This is a genomic window from Bacteroides ovatus (assembly GCF_001314995.1).
GTDB lineage: Bacteria > Bacteroidota > Bacteroidia > Bacteroidales > Bacteroidaceae > Bacteroides > Bacteroides ovatus.
Genome location: NZ_CP012938.1, coordinates 145,888 through 161,928, shown reverse-complemented (window position 1 = coordinate 161,928; position 16,041 = coordinate 145,888). Strand labels below are relative to the sequence as shown.

General features: G+C 40.8%; 15 protein-coding genes. 5 read left to right on the top strand and 10 right to left on the bottom strand.

Translation table 11 applies throughout. The features are described 5' to 3' along the window. Positions 1 to 72: 72 nt before the first annotated feature. Positions 73 to 807: a DUF4369 domain-containing protein gene (locus Bovatus_RS00580; protein ID WP_004297344.1), complete on the bottom strand. Its 735-nt coding sequence runs from the start codon at positions 805 to 807 to the stop codon at positions 73 to 75. A gap of 157 nt (positions 808 to 964) precedes the next feature. On the opposite strand from Bovatus_RS00580, the gene Bovatus_RS00575 reads away from it, so the two are divergent. The 3 genes from Bovatus_RS00575 to Bovatus_RS00565 are packed head-to-tail and all read left to right on the top strand — an operon-like array spanning position 965 to position 6,558. Continuing rightward, complete coding sequence (locus tag Bovatus_RS00575) at positions 965 to 2,209, top strand: anaerobic sulfatase-maturation protein (protein ID WP_004297342.1); 1,245 nt, start codon at positions 965 to 967, stop codon at positions 2,207 to 2,209. Positions 2,210 to 2,241: 32 nt separating this feature from the next. Then, the gene (locus tag Bovatus_RS00570; protein WP_004297341.1) at positions 2,242 to 4,401 is read left to right on the top strand and encodes a S46 family peptidase; all 2,160 of its coding nucleotides are present in this window, start codon (positions 2,242 to 2,244) and stop codon (positions 4,399 to 4,401) included. Further along, positions 4,402 to 6,558, top strand: a complete 2,157-nt coding sequence (locus tag Bovatus_RS00565; RefSeq protein WP_004297340.1) for a S46 family peptidase — start codon at positions 4,402 to 4,404, stop codon at positions 6,556 to 6,558. Between the two features lie 86 nt (positions 6,559 to 6,644). On the opposite strand, the gene Bovatus_RS00560 is transcribed toward Bovatus_RS00565, so the two are convergent. Both Bovatus_RS00560 and Bovatus_RS00555 read right to left on the bottom strand, forming a co-directional pair. Continuing rightward, positions 6,645 to 6,827: a type II toxin-antitoxin system HicB family antitoxin gene (locus Bovatus_RS00560; protein ID WP_004297339.1), complete on the bottom strand. Its 183-nt coding sequence runs from the start codon at positions 6,825 to 6,827 to the stop codon at positions 6,645 to 6,647. Further along, positions 6,824 to 7,951: a glycosyltransferase family protein gene (locus Bovatus_RS00555; RefSeq protein ID WP_004297338.1), complete on the bottom strand. Its 1,128-nt coding sequence runs from the start codon at positions 7,949 to 7,951 to the stop codon at positions 6,824 to 6,826. Before Bovatus_RS00555 ends, Bovatus_RS00560 begins: the two co-directional genes overlap by 4 nt. Positions 7,952 to 8,119: 168 nt before the next feature. On the opposite strand from Bovatus_RS00555, the gene trxA reads away from it, so the two are divergent. Together trxA and Bovatus_RS00545 are read left to right on the top strand one after the other, a co-directional pair. Continuing rightward, complete coding sequence (gene trxA / locus Bovatus_RS00550; protein WP_004297336.1) at positions 8,120 to 8,419, top strand: thioredoxin; 300 nt, start codon at positions 8,120 to 8,122, stop codon at positions 8,417 to 8,419. 17 nt (positions 8,420 to 8,436) lie between these two features. Then, positions 8,437 to 8,901 (top strand): thioredoxin domain-containing protein, encoded by a 465-nt coding sequence (locus Bovatus_RS00545; protein WP_004297335.1) that lies wholly within the window; start codon positions 8,437 to 8,439, stop codon positions 8,899 to 8,901. Positions 8,902 to 9,010: 109 nt separating this feature from the next. Here the strand turns inward: Bovatus_RS00545 and Bovatus_RS00540 are convergent, their stop codons facing one another. From Bovatus_RS00540 to Bovatus_RS00510, 7 genes are all read right to left on the bottom strand, one after another. Continuing rightward, positions 9,011 to 9,646 (bottom strand): SagB/ThcOx family dehydrogenase, encoded by a 636-nt coding sequence (locus Bovatus_RS00540; protein ID WP_004306006.1) that lies wholly within the window; start codon positions 9,644 to 9,646, stop codon positions 9,011 to 9,013. Between the two features lie 94 nt (positions 9,647 to 9,740). Further along, complete coding sequence (locus Bovatus_RS00535; protein WP_004297333.1) at positions 9,741 to 10,301, bottom strand: NADH peroxidase; 561 nt, start codon at positions 10,299 to 10,301, stop codon at positions 9,741 to 9,743. A gap of 22 nt (positions 10,302 to 10,323) precedes the next feature. Continuing rightward, a complete protein-coding gene (locus tag Bovatus_RS00530) occupies positions 10,324 to 10,752 on the bottom strand; it encodes a Fur family transcriptional regulator (protein WP_004297332.1) in 429 nt (142 codons plus the stop codon). 203 nt (positions 10,753 to 10,955) lie between these two features. Beyond that, positions 10,956 to 11,450, bottom strand: a complete 495-nt coding sequence (locus Bovatus_RS00525; RefSeq protein ID WP_224440799.1) for a lipocalin family protein — start codon at positions 11,448 to 11,450, stop codon at positions 10,956 to 10,958. A 21-nt stretch (positions 11,451 to 11,471) separates the two neighbouring features. Next, on the bottom strand, positions 11,472 to 12,230 hold the full coding sequence (locus Bovatus_RS00520) for a DUF1573 domain-containing protein (protein WP_004297329.1): 759 nt from the start codon (positions 12,228 to 12,230) through the stop codon (positions 11,472 to 11,474). A gap of 8 nt (positions 12,231 to 12,238) precedes the next feature. Then, positions 12,239 to 14,308, bottom strand: a complete 2,070-nt coding sequence (locus Bovatus_RS00515) for a S8 family peptidase (RefSeq protein ID WP_004297328.1) — start codon at positions 14,306 to 14,308, stop codon at positions 12,239 to 12,241. An 11-nt stretch (positions 14,309 to 14,319) separates the two neighbouring features. Beyond that, positions 14,320 to 16,029 carry a BACON domain-containing protein gene (locus Bovatus_RS00510; RefSeq protein ID WP_004319524.1) on the bottom strand — a complete coding sequence of 570 codons (1,710 nt, stop codon included), beginning with the start codon at positions 16,027 to 16,029 and terminating at the stop codon, positions 14,320 to 14,322. Between the last annotated feature and the right edge of the window lie 12 nt (positions 16,030 to 16,041).

Below are 16,041 nucleotides of genomic sequence, written 5' to 3'. Positions count from 1 at the left end.
GGCGTATACCGAAACAGTAGTCGTTTTCACTTTACTTGAGTTTTGTGCAAAAATACACAAAAAACTCAAGTATTACTTATTTGTTGAAGCATTTTGTTCCAATCGTTGATGTTCTTCTATCAACTTCATGTTTTCTCTTGCTTTAGACAGGAATTCTCTTACCAGCTTATTATCTTTAAAAGAGTAAGGAGCATCCTTTATAATATCATCTATCTGCGGAGTCATAATAGGATAGGGCAAAGAGCTGCAAAGCATCATAAATACACTGGGTCCCAATACATTTTCGTAATTGTCGGAAATGAACGTTTTCACATACTGATTCATCGCTTGCATCAGTGAATCACCTTCCACCACCAGCTGACTGTGAATTTCATCCAAATCCCCTCCATCCAATACCATACGGGTTTCTTTCTGCTCCAGTTCGCTGATACTTTCTTCTAATTGGTTTCTTTTGCTGATAAACTCGTACAACGCATTATTTAAAGAAGTTCCCACTGCCTTCAAGTCCGTATTGCTGATAGTAACTGTTATTTTTCCACTTTCTAGAACGATCGGCATAATGCTTTCTTCATCCATATAAAGCGTCACCATCTGTACGGAATCTATTTTCCCTTTCATTGAAAACAGACCATGCACCACTTCAGCAGAATCCAGCTTCACCCACTCGCCATCACGCAGAGATTTAAGATACAGCATCTTTCCATCCAGACTATTCACTGAAGATGTTCCTTCAATCTTGTACTTACTGGTACAGGAAGCCAGAAACGGAAGCAAAAGCAAAAAAGGCAAAATTTTATTCACGTTCATCTATTCATTAAATTCTGGGTACAAAGGTACAACTGATTCAGAATTCAAAGAAACATTTTATCAATATTTAAATCTTGTAAGACTCTTTTCTTTAATAATCCTTATAAACATAGGTATAAGGCTATTTTTTTCATTTAGTTTATCTAATTTTGCGGTCATGAAAACATCAACATTTGCCCCTTTTGCCAAACCGCTTTATGTAATGGTAAAGCCTGTAGGTGCCGTATGTAATCTAGCATGCGATTATTGCTACTATTTGGAAAAGGCCAACCTATACAAAGACAATCTGAAACACGTAATGAGCGATGAACTTCTGGAAAAGTTTATCGACGAGTACATTAACTCACAAACCATGCCGCAGGTGCTTTTCACCTGGCACGGAGGAGAAACGCTGATGCGACCGCTCTCCTTCTATAAAAAGGCGATGGAACTACAAAAAAAGTATGCCCGCGGACGAACGATCGACAACTGCATCCAAACCAACGGAACCATGCTCACCGACGAATGGTGCGAGTTCTTCCGTGAAAATAATTGGCTGGTAGGAGTCTCTATCGATGGTCCCCAGGAGTTTCATGACGAGTATCGCAAAAATAAAATGGGAAAACCCTCTTTTGTGAAAGTGATGCAAGGCATCAATCTTTTGAAAAAACATGGGGTGGAATGGAATGCGATGGCAGTTATTAATGACTTCAATGCCGACTATCCACTAGACTTTTATCGTTTCTTCAAAGAAATCGGTTGTCAGTATATCCAGTTCGCTCCTATCGTTGAACGTATTCTCTCACATGAGGACGGTCGTCACCTCGCTTCTCTTGCAGAAAATAAAGCCGGAACTCTTGCCGATTTTTCGATCACTCCGGAGCAATGGGGCAACTTCCTTTGTGCTCTTTTCGACGAATGGGTGAAAGAAGATGTAGGCAAGTACTATGTACAAATATTCGATTCGACTCTGGCGAACTGGATGGGCGAACAGCCTGGTATATGCACAATGGCAAAGACCTGCGGTCATGCCGGTGTGATGGAATTCAACGGAGATGTTTATTCGTGCGACCATTTTGTATTTCCCGAATATAAATTAGGTAACATTTATAGTAAAACTCTGGTGGAAATGATGCATAGCGAGCGTCAGCACAATTTCGGGAACATGAAATATCAGTCTCTCCCTACTCAATGCAAGGAATGTGAGTTCCTGTTTGCCTGCAACGGAGAATGCCCGAAAAATCGTTTCAGCCAAACGGCAGAAGGCGAACCGGGATTGAATTACTTATGCAAAGGCTATTACCAGTTCTTTAAGCATGTAGCTCCTTATATGGACTTTATGAAAAACGAACTGATGAATCAACGTCCGCCTGCTAATATCATGGAAGCACTGAAGAACGGAGATTTGAAAATTGAATACTAACCAATCATATATTTTAATTTTATCATTAAATAATGAACAGACTAAGACTTTATCTATTAGCGCTGGCTGCGCTTTTTGTATGTTCCGTTAAAGCGGATGAGGGTATGTGGCTATTGCAACTGATGCAACAGCAACACTCCATAGACATGATGAAAAAACAAGGATTAAAACTGGAAGCACAGGACCTATATAATCCGAATGGAATTTCTCTTAAAGATGCCGTAGGTATATTCGGAGGCGGATGTACCGGAGAAATTATCTCACCCGAAGGTTTGATTCTGACCAATCACCATTGTGGCTACGCCTCCATCCAGCAACATAGTAGTGTTGAGCACGATTATCTGACTGATGGTTTCTGGGCTACTTCCAAAGACAAAGAACTCCCTACTCCGGGATTGCAATTCACATTTATCGAACGTATCGAAGATATTACGGATATTGTCAATGCCAAGATCGCGGCGAAAGAAATCACCGAATCCGAATCATTCAGCAATATATTCCTTCAAAAGCTGGCTCATGATCTTTATTTTAAAAGTGACCTGGCAGACAAAAAGGGAATTGTTCCGCAAGCTCTTCCGTTCTATGCCGGAAATAAATTCTATCTTTTCTATAAGAAAATATATCCGGATGTACGTATGGTAGCCGCTCCACCCTCTTCTATCGGTAAGTTTGGTGGTGAAACAGACAACTGGATGTGGCCGCGTCATACCGGTGACTTTTCCATGTTCCGTATTTATGCAGATGCAAATGGTGAACCTGCAGAATACAGCGAGAGTAACGTCCCACTGAAAACCAAGAAACATTTGTCTATCTCTATCAAAGGATTGAAAGAAGGAGATTATGCAATGATTATGGGATTCCCCGGAAGTACGAGCCGCTACCTGACCGTATCAGAAGTAAAAGAATGTATGGAATCGGAAAACGATCCACGTATCCGTATTCGTGGTGCACGTTTGGCTGTCCTGAAAGAGGTAATGAATGCCAGTGACAAAATCCGTATTCAATATGCTAACAAGTATGCGGGTTCCAGCAACTATTGGAAAAACTCCATCGGCATGAATAAGGCCATCATCGATAATGATGTATTGGGAACAAAAGCTGCACAAGAAGCCAAATTCGCAGAGTTTGCAAAAGCACAAAACAATGCTGAATATGCAGCGGTAGTGAAGAACATTGATGACCTGGTAGCTAAGACAACTCCTCTCAACTATCAGTACACCTGTTTGAGAGAGACTTTCTTCGGAGCTATCGAATTTGGCAATGTGATGTTGACTAAAACACGCGAAGCATTGCTTGAGAAAAACGATTCTGTAATCGAAGCACGCATGAAAGCCTTGGAAAGCACTTACGAAAGCATCCATAACAAAGATTACGATCATGAAGTAGACCGCAAGGTAGCGAAAGCCTTGTTCCCCTTATATGCTGAAATGATTCCGGCAAACCAACGTCCTTCTATTTATAAGGTTATTGAGCAGAAATATAAAGGCGATTATAACAAATTCGTTGATGATATGTATGACAACTCTATTTTTGCCAACCGGGCAAACTTCGAGAAGTTTACAAAGAAGCCTTCAGTGAAAGCGATTGACAATGATCTGGCACTGCAATACTGCCAGTCTAAATACGACTTAATGGATACACTGGCTTCCCAACTCAAGGATATGGATCGGGAACTAGCTTTGCTGCACAAAACTTATATCCGTGGTCTAGGTGAAATGAAGTTGCCTGTACCTTCTTATCCGGATGCAAACTTCACCATTCGTCTGACCTATGGTAACGTGAAACCTTATGATCCGAAAGACGGCGTACACTACAACTACTATACGACCACTAAAGGTATTCTTGAAAAAGAAAATCCGGAAGACCGTGAATTCGTTGTACCTGCCAAACTGAAAGAACTGATTGAAAAGAAAGATTATGGCCGTTATGCTTTGCCAAATGGTGATATGCCTGTCTGCTTCCTGTCGACCAACGACATCACCGGTGGTAACTCCGGCAGCCCGGTATTGAATGAAAACGGAGAACTGATCGGTTGTGCTTTTGATGGCAACTGGGAATCATTAAGCGGTGACATCAATTTCGACAACAACCTACAACGTTGTATTAACCTGGATATCCGTTATGTCCTGTTCATTCTGGAAAAGTTAGGAAACTGCGGACACCTAATCAATGAAATGACAATCGTAGAATAAATGAGAAAACAAATCCTATTTGTCCTATTTTCACTGGCCACTCTTAGCATCCACGCCGACGAAGGCATGTGGATGCTAACCGATCTGAAAACCCAGAACGCAGTTTCCATGCGCGAACTTGGCCTCGAAATTCCGATAGAGGAAGTATACAACGCAAATGGTCTTTCTCTAAAAGACGCTGTTGTACACTTCGGAGGAGGATGTACGGGAGAAGTTATCTCTTCCGAAGGACTGGTACTGACTAACCATCACTGTGGTTATGGAGCTATCCAGCAACATAGTAATGTAGAACATGACTATCTGACAGATGGTTTCTGGGCTATGAACCGTGATGCGGAACTCCCTACTCCGGGATTAACCGTCACTTTTATCGACCGGATTCTCGATGTGACGGATTACGTCAACGAACAACTGAAAAAAGATCCGGACCCGGATGGTGTTAATTATCTATCTCCAAGTTATCTTGGCAACGTAGCAGAACGTTTTGCCAAAGCCGAGAATATAGAAATAACTCCTGCAACAAAGTTGGAGCTCAAGGCTTTTTATGGAGGAAACAAATATTATCTGTTCATCAAAACAGTATACAGTGATATTCGTATGGTAGGGGCTCCTCCTTCTTCCATCGGTAAATTCGGAGCTGATACCGACAACTGGATGTGGCCTCGTCACACAGGCGACTTTTCTCTCTTCCGTATTTACGCGGACAAGAATGGAAAACCGGCAGAATATTCTAAAGACAACGTTCCTCTGCAAGTGAAAAAACATCTGAAGATCAGCCTCGCCGGAGTTCAGGAAGGAGATTTCACCTTTGTCATGGGATTCCCCGGACGTAACTGGCGGTATATGATTGCCGACGAAGTGGAAGAACGGATGCAAACGACCAATTTCATGCGCCAGCATGTACGCGGAGCCCGTCAGAAAGTACTTATGGAGCAAATGCTGAAAGATCCGGCAGTGCGTATTCATTATGCAAGCAAATATGCTTCTTCGGCCAATTATTGGAAAAATGCAATCGGCATGAATGAAGGACTGATACGCCTCAATGTACTGGATACCAAACGTGCACAGCAAGAAGAACTATTAGCCCGCGGCCGTGAAAAGGGAGATGATTCGTATCAGAAAGCCTTTGATGAGATTCGCTCTATTGTATCTCACCGACGCGATGCGCTATATCATCAGCAGGCTATCAATGAAGCATTGGTCACCGCCCTTGATTTTATGCGTATCCCTTCCACGACAGAATTGGTTACCGCTCTGAAATCGAAAGATAAAGAACAGATAAAAGAAGCAAAACTAAAACTGAAGAAAGAAGGTGATAAGTATTTTGCTTCTGTCCCTTTCCCCGACGTGGAACGGATGGTAGCGAAAGAAATGCTGAAGACTTATGCCAACTACATTCCTGCAGAACAACGAATCAACATCTTCGAAATCATCAATTCTCGTTTCAAGGGAAGTATTGACGCCTTCGTTGATGCCTGTTTCGAACAGTCCATTTTCGGCAATCCTAAAAACTTTGAGAAGTTTATCAAGAAACCAAGTTTGTATAAAATAGGATATGACTGGATGGTATTATTCAAATATTCTGTTACCGACGGAATTCTGAAAACAGCCATTGCCATGAAAGAAGCCAATCAGAACTATGACGCAGCTCATAAAGTATGGGTGAAAGGCATGATGGACATGAGACAGGAAAAAGGAACGCCGATTTATCCGGATGCGAACTCTACTTTACGATTGACATACGGCCAGGTGCTTTCTTATGAACCGGCTGACGGTGTGGTATATGATGCTCATACCACCCTCAAAGGTGTGATGGAAAAAGAAGATCAGGGAAACTGGGAATTCGTAGTGCCTCAAAAGCTAAAAGAGTTATATAAATCCCAGGATTATGGACGTTATGGCAAAAACGGTGAAATGCCTGTCTGCTTTATCGTAAACACCGATAATACAGGAGGAAACTCCGGCAGCCCAGTATTTAACAGCAAAGGTCAGCTGGTTGGAACTGCTTTCGACCGCAACTTTGAAGGCTTAACAGGAGACATTGCTTTCCGTCCTTCATCGCAGCGAGCCGCTTGTGTTGACATCCGCTATACCTTGTTTATCATCGATAAATACGCAGGAGCCTCTCATATCATCGACGAACTTAGCATTGAGTAAATTGAGAGTTGAGAATTAAAAATTGAGAAATAAAAGTTATGCCATCTGGCATTATATTTCTCAATTTTTAATTCTCTATTTTCAATTTATATAAACTCTTCCACCATATACATCTCGTCAATCATCTCATTCATTATATTCTGTAAATTCTGAACTGCTTCTTCAGGAGATTCCCCATAAGCATTACATTGCATATTTACAGTCAACCAGGCATAGTAGCCACCATCTGATGCGCGTTCAAGCACATAATCCGTTCTGTTTAGTTTCATATTGGTAAATAATTAGTGAATGTTGGTATTGAAGTTATTTCTGAATGTGAAGCTGCCAGTTTCTCCAGTTCACGGATCATCCGACGTTCACAGCTACGAACCCAATAAACGAAATGACGGTTCGGAGTATATTCTCCTGCAAAACGAAGCAACGGCTGCAAATCAAAGGAATCACTGATTATTCCTGCCCCCGCTTTCATTGCATCATAGGCATTGCAGTCTTGTTCAATATGTGCTGGAACCATTAATACAGGTTTTCCAAGATACATTGCTTCGCAAATAGACTCGAAGCCTGCCGTACTGGCATAAGCCTTACAACCCGCCATAGCATTAAGAAACTTCACATCATCTATTTGATGGAAACTCAATGTTTCGTCAATCCGTGTCACCTCTTCAGCATCCGATCTATCCCAGAAAAAAGTTAAAGGAACTTCCGGATGTTTCGCATGAAAACTCTCCACGCTATCAGCAAACCCGGAATTAACCATATATCCATGAATATAATCACCCTTTTCCGGACGGATAGCGGTCACTTCCTGACGAATCAATGGAGGAACGGTCACTATTTGATTCATATCATCCTGTTCCATTTCCAGGAAAGACAAAGCCAGTTTCTTCGAAGATCTTAGAGCGGTCATCCGGGTAAAGAAACGCAGCATCCATAACTGGCACGAATTTTTATCCGGAAACTCGAAATCACGATGTAAAAACAGATACTGATGCCCAACACAAATATACGGAACGGAGGGACGGAAGAGTGCATAGGTAAGTCCGGTTAAAAGCTCGTAGAAGTTGATGACAACTTCCGCCCCTGTCTCCCTGATCCGCTGATTTATATAATACATGCTACGAAGATACTCCGGTAATCTTAATAAATTGTATGCAAAGCTTTTCGTCAGGTTCGCCCGTTTATTATCTGCCGTAGGCAGAAAGTTCGGACTAATGAATCGCTTCACCGGTGCATGAATACTCCGATTGAAAAATCCCGGCAAAGTACGTGTCGAGCTTTTCCCGACTAAGACTTCCACTACTTCATGCCCATTGCGCAATAACATTTCTTCGAGAGTGATTGCCTGTGTAAAATGCCCTCTCCCCTCACCTTGAACAATAAATAAAAATTTCATAGTTCCATTATTTTTAGATACGCAAAATTCCCTCTTTCACATTACAAGATGATGACTCTATGATTACTATTTCATGAACAAAATCAGCTTTTTCTCGTTATATAATAAAATAGAAATTATATTTGCGGTCTTCAAAGACTGCTTTTTAACTCTAAGAAAGAAAAGATTATGGAAAAATTTGAAGATTTAATACAGTCACCAGTGCCCGTTTTAGTTGATTTCTTTGCAGGATGGTGTGGACCTTGCAAAGCAATGAAACCGGTTTTAGAAGAACTAAAACTTATTGTGGGAGATAAAGCACGTATTGCAAAGATAGACGTTGACCAGCATGAAGACCTGGCTACTAAATATCGCATACAAGCTGTACCGACCTTTATACTGTTCAAGAATGGAGAGGCTGTCTGGAGACATTCCGGCATAATCCATAGTAGCGAACTGCAAGGGGTTATCGAGAAGCATTATACATAAAAAGATAATAATAACGAATGAAGAAAGTATTAGTAATGGTAGCCCTCGTCATGGCAAGTGTAATTGTATACGCATTCAATGACAGTAGGGAAACTAATCAAGGTAAAAAAGAGGTAACAGGTAACGGTGAAGTCGTCGTAATGGACAAAGATATGTTTCTGAAAGACGTCTTCGATTATGAGAAATCAAAGGAGTGGAATTATAAAGGTAATAAGCCCGCCATCATCGACTTATATGCAGATTGGTGCGGACCATGTCGCCAAACAGCTCCTATCATGAAAGAATTGGCAAAGGAATATGCCGGAAAAATTGTCATCTACAAAGTCAATGTAGATAAACAAAAAGAACTGGCAGCTTTATTTAATGCAACAAGTATTCCATTGTTTGTATTCATTCCCATGAAAGGAGATCCACAGCTTTTCCGTGGAGCTGCTGACAAGGCAACTTACAAAAAAGCGATTGATGAATTTCTCTTGAAGTAAAGAAGAAAATATAGTGACGCTATCCGGTCGGGATAGTAACGCTATAATAGGAAAAGAGTGACGGTATCCTTGCGGGATACCGTCACTCTTTTGTATATCTTGCCAATCCTTATTTGAAGTATCCCACAGGATGATTCATCATTGGCATTTGGCTATCTTTCAATTTCAAAACTTTCTTCAATTGTTCATTGTCCATCGAAGCGCGTGGCACTGTTGCTATGTTAGCAGCGGAACAGAATATTGAAATATTTTGAGAAACGATGCCGGAATCCATAGCCCCCATCAACTGGCTGCGTGCACTCTTCGCATCTCCAAATCTGGAAAGATCACTGATTAACACCAAGGACACCGGAGCTGTTTTCACAAATGCCTGTCCACCGGCTACTGCTCCACGATGATCTCCTTCAGCAACCAGAGTCAACTGATGATTTTTAGCATCATACAGATAACTTCCTTCAGGTAATACTACATATACATCCACATCCTGCTTATTCAACGCCGACGGAGCTGTTCTCATTCCGGATTCCTTACGGTTTATCCCATTAGCAGCCCATAACAAATCAGACAGATCCGACAGACTCAATGATTTAGAAGCATACTCGCGAGTTGAATGTCGTTCAGACAATGCCTTCATCACCGCACCGGTACGGTTTAAATTAGGCTTCGGCAATTTAATCACTTTGTCAGCAGCAAAAGCAGCCACCGAAAGCATTAAACAAACTAACAATAGTTGTACTTTTCTCATAACTGTGGTATTTAAAAATTGATAGACAAATATAAATAAAAAAGGTCTGTATTCGTTGCAGAATACAGACCTTTTAAGAGTTTATTAGGCTTAATTATTTCTTATCACCGAAATAACGGTTGTACAATCCTTCAAAACCTTTACCGTGACGAGCTTCGTCTTTGCACATTTCGTGTACAGTGTCATGGATAGCATCCAGATTCAGAGCTTTAGCACGAGTTGCGATACGTTTTTTGTCTTCGCATGCACCTTGTTCAGCATCTTTACGTTTCTGCAGGTTCGTTTTAGTATCCCATACGCAGTCGCCCAACAATTCCGCAAACTTAGCAGCATGTTCAGCTTCTTCCCAAGCGTAACGTTTGAAAGCTTCAGCTACTTCAGGATAACCTTCACGGTCTGCCTGACGGCTCATAGCCAAATACATACCAACTTCAGTACATTCTCCCATGAAGTGATTGTTCAGGTCCTTAATCATTTCTTCGTCACAACCTTTTGCCACACCAATAACGTGTTCGTCAGCAAAAGACAATGCGCCACCTTCTACCTCAACAACTTCTACGAATTTGCTGGCAGGAGCTTTACACAATGGGCATTTTTCAGGAGCTGCGTCACCTTCATGAACGTAACCGCATACAGTACATCTAAATTTTTTCATTTTCTTCTCAATTTTAAATTAATTAGTCAATACGTGTTTCTTTATCTTTACTTAAGCAATTCTTGCAAATACCTTTATAATAATAATGAACTTCTGATACCTGGTGACCATCCATGTCTATATTCTCCACTTTCTTTATGGCTTCCGGGCATTTCAGATCATAAATGTGTCCACAACGCTTGCACAAAAAATGAGAATGTACGGAAGTATCTGCGTCAAAGTTCGTATTCTTCTCATCAATTGTAAGCATCAAGGCTGCTCCTTGCTCCGAAAACAATTTCAATGTATTATAAACCGTAGTTTTTGAAAGTGTCGGCATCGAGGGAGATAGTGCAGTATATATATCATCAGCTGATGGATGAATCGGATTATCCATCAGATATTCCATGATAGCGATACGCTGCATGGACGGCTTGATATTATGTTCTAATAATCGATCGTATGGCTTCATTATCTTCCCTTTCTTTCAAAGTTGTATTCATTACAATTATAAATTCAATGCAAAGATAAAGAGTTTCAATATTATTTCCAAATAAATCTTCGTTTTTTTATATATAATCTGTACTACTGAAGATTAATACAAAAACAAAACCGTTTAAGTGCAAGAAACTGACTTAAACGGTTTTATTATAAAAGATACTAAAAGTATCAAGATTAGAATGAAGTTCGTGTTCCGGTTAAGATATCTGATGGTATATCCTCACATCGAGTATAAACTTTTATTTCCCCCATATCCTCTTTAGCAGTCCATACCATTGAAATATCAGTTAACCCCGAAACGATATATGAATATTCCCATTCATCGTCCGTATCAAGCTGGTAATAATAAGTACCGCTAATAACATCTCCGTAATCCTCCTCTTTATTCAGAGTAAAGGAGCCGGGAATTTGCTGGGACGTAGCACTGTTGAGGTTTGTATAAATGGTATAAGAACGTTTTCCGTCTTTCTCTTTCCGGTCAAACTTGATATAATAGTATCGTGTATCACCGTCTATCTTTTCTCCATTCCATTCACTCAATCGCCAAGTCCCTGCAATATTCGCATAATTTACATCCTTCGTATCAGGAAGCTTCACTTCATCGTCGTCTCCACATGACATAAATAATGCCATAGTGAGCAGTAACATCATTTTGAATATATTTTTCATATACATATTTTATAATAATTATTATTGTAACAATAGTTTCACCTGTATTCTCCTTTCGCAAGGCCGGACAGGAATACCATCCAACATAAAATGAAATGTAATTTCATTCTTTTGAGGTAGTAAGCCCTTATCAATAGAAAGAACCATATCAGCTTCTATTCCCGGAGAAATAATTTCCGGTTCTGTATGGAAGTGAATGTATTCCGGTAACAACAAGGCTGATAACCTCAAAGGCTGTTTCCCTGTATTAACGCATACAAATCTTTCCACTTGCCTCCCTTCTCGGGAAAGTATCCTGACTTGCCAATCCTTTCTTTTCAGCCGTAATGTGTTCCCTATATATACAGGATAGTCCCTCCATCGGTCAGCGGTAGGCAATACCTTACCGACGAGTGCCAACTTAGCTGTAGGATGCTCCTTCGAAAGATCGGTATAAACAAACGCTTCCCTATACAAATCACCAGCCTGATCCATTGGATGAAAGACCAATATGATTTCTCCCTGCTCTCCCGGTTGCACTACCTTTTTATCATATTTGGCTACCGTACAACCACAGGAAGTAGTTAACTTGGAAAGGTATATAGGCTTCTTGCTTACATTATGATATTTAAAATGATACATTGCCGGATCATCGTCTTCTGATAAAGTTCCTATATTCATTACTGTATGTTCAAACTGCAAGACTTGTTCGACTGTTTCCTGCGCAAAGCTATGCACAGGAAACAGGTAAATAAGAAGGAACAGCCCAAGTTCGATGGTTTCGGCAAGATATCGTTTCATAATAGAGTTTACATCCAACTATCGTTCTTACGAACAGTGATGAAAAAATCTTGCTTGGTGCCGTCACTCGCCTTGACTGTAGCTTTTGTAGAACCAACTTTCAAGCCTTTCAAAGTGAAAGTAATGTTGTTCTCTGTCGTAAGGGTAGCAATTGAGTTATCATCAACTGTACAGGTAAAGGTCATATTCTCTCCATTTTTGAAATAACGGGAATAATTGATTTTACTTGTAGCTTCGACGGCCACATACATATTAGGTACAGTCATCTCCACACCACCTCCTTCAACTGCTTTCAACAGCTTATAGGCATCAATCAACCCTGTTCCCATATTGCCCGCATAAGCGGCAGGCTCCATTTGTCCGGCAGCTATTTGTCCGAACGAAGCATTTGTGTACCAATAAACTTTCGTTTCTTTAAAATAGGGTTCCACCGGATTGACAGACTCCAATATCATTTTACGGAATTCATCTGCACGGAAATGACGATGTAATTCAGCTGCATAAGAAAGTCCCAATGCCGCTACTCCCGAAATATGTGGACAAGCCTGCGATGTTCCTTCCATATATCCGTAATGAGAATTTTCCCCACCATCTTCATTGGCAGAAGGAGGTAATGTGGAATATATTTTTCCTTTCGAGCTCTGATGATAATCACTGTCACCACCCGGAGCTGCAATAGAAACGCCCATCGCATAGTTGGAGTAACAGGAAGGAGTCCCGTCGGCAGCCAAAGCGGCTACAGATATATAATCAGGATAAGCTCCCGGATATCCGGCCATAGCTGCATATTCATTACCTGCGGCAAATACAATGATACCTCCGTCTATGACATCGTTTGGCGAACCGGCATTATGAAGAAAATAATCGAAGGCTTCTTTTTCCAACGGAGCAGCATCGACCCAATCTTTATCAGAAGTAAACCCCGGGGTATACCCACTAATAGGATTGGAAAGCCCCGAATTATATCCCCAACTACACTGCAAAATAACGGCACCGTTATCTGCTGCATATTTCACAGCTTTCGCTTCCTGATACAAGTCACATCCTTTAGAACCGGAAAAGACCTGACAACTCATGATTTTTACACCACCTCTATTATTGGCTTTATCCCCTCCTGCAATGCCACTAATACCTTCACCATTATTCCTCACTGCACTGATAATCCCGGCCACATGAGTCCCATGTCCGGTATCATTCGGGTCGTCATAAGAGATATAGCCTTTATCATCTGTGAAGTTGTAGCCATAGCGGTCACCGGCATAACCATTTCCATCAGCATCTTCCTTTGAAGCAAATGTTTCATCCTCATTCACCCATATATTTCCTTCCAAGTCAGGATGGTCGTACATCACACCTTCATCAAGCACAGCAACAACAATGGAAGGATTACCCGTACAAAGCTTCCAGGCTTCCCCACAATTTACATCAACACCCATTACAGCAGGTACTACATTATCTCCTTTATCATTTTTTTCTCCATTCTGAAGAATAGAACCATCATTCTTACATCCCCATTGTAGATTAAAAAAAGGATCGTTCGCATCGGTATTCACAGCACGAGTTGTATGCACCACACGGGTCATTGCCTGCTTGGTGAGTACAGTTGCCCGCACATTCGGATCATAAGAACGCTGAATAGCGCGGGTGAACTGGACTTTTGCCACGTCTGCTACTTGTGACAAGTCTTTGGCTACCTGCTCCAAATCCGTATCTTTATCAAAATGGATAATATACCAAAGATTCAATCCCGCCTTGCGAGTACGCTCTTCCGTACGATTGTCCACCGGAAAAATACGTTCCAGTTTAGAAGTGCCGATTCGCTGCAGAACGGCATCCATATCCGAAATTCCTGAACGAGTCAAAGCAGCCCCGACAGAGCGGGTGGTAGCAGCATCCAAAAAGGATGCCGCTTCCGGTTTAAATTTCACCAATATTCTACCTTGAGTAGCTCCTTCAGGTAAATCAATGATAGGAGCTACTTGTCCGGCATCAGGTTTCACTGTATCTATCTCCTGATCGGAACAGGATACAAAAGTGATTGCTATAGTAGCTATTAGAACTAAATATATTCTTTTCATAATTAAAAAAATCAATTATCGGTTAATGTAGGTCTGGCTTTCGGATAACGTTCATAGAACCATTCCAAGTTTGACGGTTCATTCTTAAAGCCAGGAATATTGCCCTTCATATCTTTACCTGAATCTTGCGTATAAATCAAGGTGAATGGATCAAAACGTGCAAAACGTGGGTGATAGAGTAACCAATCCGGCAAATCATCACCAGTCAAGAAATTCAAGTTAATAGAGAACAATTCGGCATTAGGCAAAATTTTCGGAATTGTTTTTAGTTTTGCTTTAACCTCATCGCTAGCACTCATTAATGTATCGTTTTTCAGGATATCCTCATCTGTGTAAGCAGATACACCATATTCAAGACTACCATTATAGCTATTAATAAATGTTGGTAGTTGACCATAAATCAAATTATATGATAATGACAAAGATTTCAGCTTTTCCCACTTCAATAAATTCTTAAATGAAGAAGAAGAAGCATCTATACGTAACCCTGGATTGTCGCGCGTTTCAGTACTCAAATCAGTAATTGAACTATATCGACGATTCCCCGTTAAACTTAAGTTAAGTAGTTCCGGATAATTAGTAGGAGTCAAATCATACGGAATACTCGTAAAATTATTGCCGCTTACATCCAAAGTCCTTAAAACCTTGCAAGGTTCTTTTAATTCATTTTTATCAATAGTTGTAATGCCCAATGCACTTATTGTCAGATTTTTCAGATACTTTAATTCAGCCAATGCATTTCCTATACGATAAGGAGAAGGAAGTAAACTAGTGTTCGTATTGCCATAGATAACCAATGTCTCCAGATACTTAATTTTACCGATTTCAACAGGCAACACTTCTTTTGTATTCAGCAATCTGAATTCAACAGAACGTACACGTCCAATTTTTTCGGGTGTTACGTCTTTATCTGTTCTTTCCCAAACTGTCACCCCTAACCAGTAGTCAAGACGTTCGCTGGCATCCCAATTCATCATTGAGCGCATCTTTGTACTTGCAATGACAATAGCAATAGAATCACCTCGTCTATCATCTGTTATTTCAGGTGCAGCTTCCTGCTTTACAGTCAATGTCACTTCTTTTTCCAATTCATCTTCCGCGTTTACCGGAAGGAATTTTATAGAAGCTATTCTCTCTTGCGGGTCAGTATTCATGTCCCATTTGAATCGCATTTTAAGAGTACGGGGACGAGCTCCATAATCCAAAAAAACATCAGGTGTTCTATTATTAGTAGTAACCCAAGATCCTATCGCCTGTGAATACTCCACTTTGAACTTTACATTCGTAGTCACGGATATATCAAAATACCTTTTATCATCGTTGGCCATGTTGGCAACTTCGACTTCATATTTATCCAGTCCGATCATTTTTCCATATCCGGTCTGATGTATCTTCAATTCCTGTTTCGGTTGTCCTTCCGGCACAAATGTCACGACAGCGTGCCGCACATCATTAGAAAGTGTAGAATCTACTACAATTTCGCAATTAGTACTTCCTACACCGTTAGCAGGCATCACCTTCACCCAAGGTTGGTTTACCTTTGCTACCCATTTGGTGCCTGAAGCCACTTTAACCGGCTCCATTCCTCCTATAGCACCTAATGTGACTTCTTGGGTATCAATGGTGAAACCAGTAATCCCCTCTTCATCCGAATCATTACAAGCTGCAATAAAGAGCAAACCTGCAAAGAGGTATAAATATATTTTAAACAATGGTTTCATATAGATTCTTTT

Coding starts and splice junctions, on each gene's coding strand:
- Bovatus_RS00580 (WP_004297344.1), bottom strand. CDS start 807: ATGAACGTGAATAAAATTTTGCCTTTTTTGCTTTTGCTTCCGTTTCTG.
- Bovatus_RS00515 (WP_004297328.1), bottom strand. CDS start 14,308: ATGAAAAGAATATATTTAGTTCTAATAGCTACTATAGCAATCACTTTT.
- Bovatus_RS00510 (WP_004319524.1), bottom strand. CDS start 16,029: ATGAAACCATTGTTTAAAATATATTTATACCTCTTTGCAGGTTTGCTC.
- trxA (WP_004297336.1), top strand. CDS start 8,120: ATGGAAAAATTTGAAGATTTAATACAGTCACCAGTGCCCGTTTTAGTT.
- Bovatus_RS00525 (WP_224440799.1), bottom strand. CDS start 11,450: ATGAAAAATATATTCAAAATGATGTTACTGCTCACTATGGCATTATTT.
- Bovatus_RS00570 (WP_004297341.1), top strand. CDS start 2,242: ATGAACAGACTAAGACTTTATCTATTAGCGCTGGCTGCGCTTTTTGTA.
- Bovatus_RS00575 (WP_004297342.1), top strand. CDS start 965: ATGAAAACATCAACATTTGCCCCTTTTGCCAAACCGCTTTATGTAATG.
- Bovatus_RS00540 (WP_004306006.1), bottom strand. CDS start 9,646: ATGAGAAAAGTACAACTATTGTTAGTTTGTTTAATGCTTTCGGTGGCT.
- Bovatus_RS00560 (WP_004297339.1), bottom strand. CDS start 6,827: ATGAAACTAAACAGAACGGATTATGTGCTTGAACGCGCATCAGATGGT.
- Bovatus_RS00530 (WP_004297332.1), bottom strand. CDS start 10,752: ATGAAGCCATACGATCGATTATTAGAACATAATATCAAGCCGTCCATG.
- Bovatus_RS00535 (WP_004297333.1), bottom strand. CDS start 10,301: ATGAAAAAATTTAGATGTACTGTATGCGGTTACGTTCATGAAGGTGAC.
- Bovatus_RS00555 (WP_004297338.1), bottom strand. CDS start 7,951: ATGAAATTTTTATTTATTGTTCAAGGTGAGGGGAGAGGGCATTTTACA.
- Bovatus_RS00565 (WP_004297340.1), top strand. CDS start 4,402: ATGAGAAAACAAATCCTATTTGTCCTATTTTCACTGGCCACTCTTAGC.
- Bovatus_RS00545 (WP_004297335.1), top strand. CDS start 8,437: ATGAAGAAAGTATTAGTAATGGTAGCCCTCGTCATGGCAAGTGTAATT.
- Bovatus_RS00520 (WP_004297329.1), bottom strand. CDS start 12,230: ATGAAACGATATCTTGCCGAAACCATCGAACTTGGGCTGTTCCTTCTT.